This window comes from methanotrophic endosymbiont of Bathymodiolus puteoserpentis (Logatchev) (assembly GCF_900128525.1).
Lineage (GTDB): Bacteria > Pseudomonadota > Gammaproteobacteria > Methylococcales > Methylomonadaceae > Methyloprofundus.
In genome coordinates this window covers 1-2,717 of record NZ_FQTQ01000208.1, presented here as the reverse complement: position 1 = coordinate 2,717, position 2,717 = coordinate 1, and the positions used below count along the sequence as shown (strand labels likewise).

Genomic DNA, 2,717 nt, shown 5'->3' with positions numbered 1-2,717 from the left:
TGATGATATAAGGGCGCTTACTCGTTACATGCACTTTGATAGCTGGCAATCATTACTGGAATTTATGCTGAGAGGGCTAGAAATTCCGATACCAGAAATATGAGAAATCCTAAATTGAGAATTGCTGGTTACTTTAGGTCATAGCCTCACGCTGTTTTTAGGCGTGCTAGGTGATGTGGCTGTTAATGCTTATTTAATTGATGCCATTATTGGCTTATCGGTTGTTTATAAAGGTTTTGATAATCTAGGCGGTTTTCAGCGACTATTGAGTTTTCAGCCCAATACTCAGGCGGCCGTTTTGATTTTTGGCTTGTTTCATGGCTTGGGGCTGGCGACAAAATTACAAGATTTTGCCTTACCACAGCAAGATCTATGGAAAAACCTACTGGCTTTTAATGTCGGGGTTGAGCTAGGGCAAATTTTTGCCTTATTGTTTATTTTATTGGTTTTGAATATTTGGCGGCGTTTTGACAGTTATTACAGTTTTTCTGTCATCACCAATACTTTGTTAATGAGCAGTGGTTTAATTTTATTTGGCTATCAAATGGCTGGCTTTATCATGGCAGTGTAATATTTATGAGTGAAACAAAAATTTCTGTGCAACCTTTAAAAACGCTGGTTATCAGTATAATAAGTGCTGCCTTCCTTGCATTTTTTGTTTTAATAGCGATTGTTGGGCCCGCTGAATATGCGATTGACCCAACAGGATTAGGTAAGGCTCTAGGCTTGACTGTATTGGCTAAACCAATAGAACAAAATCAGAAATCTGTGCTTGCCTGTCCGACGGGTAATGCACTGCTAGATTGGCAAGGTATAGTGATGATTACGATTCCAGCAGCTTCAGACCTGGAATATAAGCTCTACCTGAATCAGCAGGCTGAAATGGCGTATGCATGGGTAAGTGAGGGTGCTCAATTATATTTTGATTTTCATGGCGAACCAGCCGGTAATAAAACGGGGTATTTTAAAAGCTACGAAGAAAATATAGCCAATAAAGCAGAAGGTGTACTAGTTGCGCCATTTACTGGAACACATGGCTGGTACTGGAAAAATGAAAGTTCAAAACCCGCTATTGTGACATTGAAAACCAAAGGAGAGTATCGGATTAAAGGTTTGATTTAATGTGTTGCTGCGAAAATTAAGTTCTTGCTGCACGTGAGACTTTGTCGTATGGTTCTGGAAAGGCTTTTGTAGCGTTCGTTTGCACGCGTAATTGATCGAGCAAGGTATGATCAAACATCTCACGGAATTCTTCACGGGTCTGAAAGGTATCAGCATATAGAGCTTGAAAGCCACCCATCTTGCGCATCAAAGCTTCTAACTTACGAGTGGTCTCTTTAGAGTTGTAATTCTCTACATTGGGTTCGCCGTAAATACCCACATCAACAAACATTTGTTCATTAGGTTGTGGGTTAACCATGCCGCGTATCGGCGTATCGAAGACGCGCATAGGGCAAAGCCATAAAGGATGAAAGTCCACTTTTTGTTTAAGATAGGAGAGAGTTTTATCCAAATTAGAAAGAGGCAATAAGAGGTCTTGATCCATGTGGTGAGTATCATAGAGTTTGTGTACTGCTTCAGCATCCGTGAGTTTTAATAAAGAGACCTCGGGTGGTGACATCCAGCCTAATAGATAGCGAAACCAAGGGCTGTTACCGAAGGGGATGATAAGCGCCATTTCCCAGAATAGGGCGCGCGTGTGGCGGTGATAATAATGACGTAAAGGAATCCATTCTTCTTGCTCTTTGTCTTGTTTTAAGATGGCATGGACATATTTATAAAACCAAGGTTTCCAGAAATTATTGATGGCATTTTTAGTTTTTCTTGAAGGTACTTTATCTGCAAAATTGCCCAGCATTAAAACGGCTTCTTGCTCTGAGTACATGATTCCTTCAATGAAATCATACGCCTCATTAGTGGGTTTTAAGGATTCTTCAGTAAAGCGCTTTATAAAGGCGTGCTTACTCTTAAAGGGGATATAAGTCAGCTGTACATAATCTTTGCTAGGGATGATCTTAATTTCTGCACAGACTAGAAAACCTAGTGAGCCGTAAGACCAAGGAATTGCATAAAATAGTTCACTATTTTCTTCTTTTGAACATTTAACTAATTCACCATCAGCAGTGACAATCTCTAGGCTTTCGCAAATAGACTGAAATAGGCCGTATTTATGAGAACTAGACTCAATACCAAAGCCATTAATTAAACCGCCAACGGTTAAGGCATCTAATTCAGGAATAACAGCTAAAGACCAGCCTAAGGGTTTTAACAGAGCGGAGATTTGTCCCATATTAGCCATAGGCTCAAGGCGTACCGTACCTTTTTTCTCATCAATATCTAAAATGTCCATTAAGTTAACATCAACTTGATAATGGGTTTTTTTATAATTTCCTTGTTTGTGTGACATTGCTTGCCAGCCGGGTCTAGCAGTACACATCGGGATTTTACCGCCGGTTTTTTGTTGCCAAGCTAGTACTTGTTGTTGTACTTTTTTAATTTTATCAGCATGTTTATCTGGCGCACTGTTTAGCCAAAAAACTAAGCGATTTCGGGTGCTCATATAGGCTTTAAAAATCAAGGATGTCGGTAATACAAATAGGACGACAAATAAGCCGCGATATTTGATTAAAACATTTAACATACCTGAATTCGTATAATAAGTGCATAACCTCTGAAAGTAACGGATAGCAATACACTGGTTGAATTGAGACAAGACA

The 2,717-nt window shown here is 39.6% G+C and carries 2 protein-coding genes and 1 pseudogene; 2 read left to right on the top strand and 1 reads right to left on the bottom strand.

From position 1 onward, the window contains the following. Positions 1-124: 124 nt before the first annotated feature. Positions 125-571: pseudogene (locus BQ7314_RS15645) on the top strand (HupE/UreJ family protein); the annotation flags it as partial. 5 nt (positions 572-576) lie between these two features. Continuing rightward, positions 577-1,122 carry a hypothetical protein gene (locus BQ7314_RS15640; RefSeq protein ID WP_174484620.1) on the top strand — a complete coding sequence of 182 codons (546 nt, stop codon included), beginning with the start codon at positions 577-579 and terminating at the stop codon, positions 1,120-1,122. Positions 1,123-1,138: 16 nt separating this feature from the next. Here the strand turns inward: BQ7314_RS15640 and BQ7314_RS15635 are convergent. After that, on the bottom strand, positions 1,139-2,717 hold a 1,579-nt coding region (locus BQ7314_RS15635; RefSeq protein WP_217423863.1), incomplete at its 5' end, for an FAD-binding oxidoreductase.